General features: G+C 56.9%; 1 protein-coding gene and 1 tRNA gene. Both read left to right on the forward strand.

Features of this window, described 5'->3' with window-relative positions; all coding sequences use genetic code 11:
* On the forward strand, positions 1-702 hold a 702-nt coding region (gene rpoD / locus G5358_RS21350), incomplete at its 5' end, for an RNA polymerase sigma factor RpoD (protein ID WP_421324910.1).
* Between the two features lie 187 nt (positions 703-889).
* A tRNA-Ile gene (locus G5358_RS21355) sits at positions 890-966 on the forward strand.

The following is a 966-nucleotide window of genomic DNA, read 5'->3' on the forward strand; positions in this document are numbered from 1 at the left end:
GAGGCCAACTTGCGTCTGGTTATCTCTATCGCCAAGAAGTACACCAACCGCGGTCTGCAGTTCCTGGACCTGATCCAGGAGGGCAACATCGGTCTGATGAAGGCGGTAGACAAGTTTGAATACCGTCGTGGCTACAAGTTCTCGACCTATGCAACCTGGTGGATCCGTCAGGCCATTACCCGCTCCATCGCGGATCAGGCCCGTACCATCCGTATCCCGGTACACATGATCGAGACCATCAACAAGCTCAACCGTATCTCCCGTCAGATGCTGCAGGAGATGGGTCGCGAACCGAATCCGGAAGAGCTGGCCATGCGCATGGGCATGCCGGAAGACAAGATCCGCAAGGTACTGAAGATCGCCAAAGAGCCTATCTCCATGGAGACGCCCATCGGTGATGATGAAGATTCCCACTTGGGCGACTTCATCGAAGATACCACCCTGGCTCTGCCAGCGGATGCGGCGACCAGCGAAAGCCTGCGCAACGCCACCCGCGAAGTGCTGGCTGGCCTGACCGCCCGCGAAGCCAAGGTACTGCGGATGCGTTTCGGTATCGACATGAACACTGACCACACCCTCGAGGAAGTGGGCAAGCAGTTCGACGTTACCCGTGAGCGTATTCGTCAGATCGAAGCCAAGGCACTGCGCAAACTGCGCCACCCGAGCCGCTCGGAAGTGCTGCGCAGCTTCCTGGACGAATAGTCCTGACCCTGTGTCAAACTGCTCTGCCAAAGCCCCGCCATGCGGGGCTTTGTTTTGTCTGGCATTTCCCTTTGCGACCCGCTTTGCACCCTCAATCAAGCTGGACAATTAGTCGCCAAGTGGTTGATATGCCTATAGACTGCCCTTTCCTCTTCCCCTATAATCCACGCCGCTAAACGCACAATTTGGCCCCTTAGCTCAGTTGGTCAGAGCAGTCGACTCATAATCGATTGGTCGTGGGTTCAAGTCCCCCAGGGGCCACCA

Origin of the sequence: Aeromonas sp. 604176 (assembly GCF_049170755.1) — a bacterium.
GTDB classification, from domain to species: domain Bacteria; phylum Pseudomonadota; class Gammaproteobacteria; order Enterobacterales; family Aeromonadaceae; genus Aeromonas; species Aeromonas veronii_A.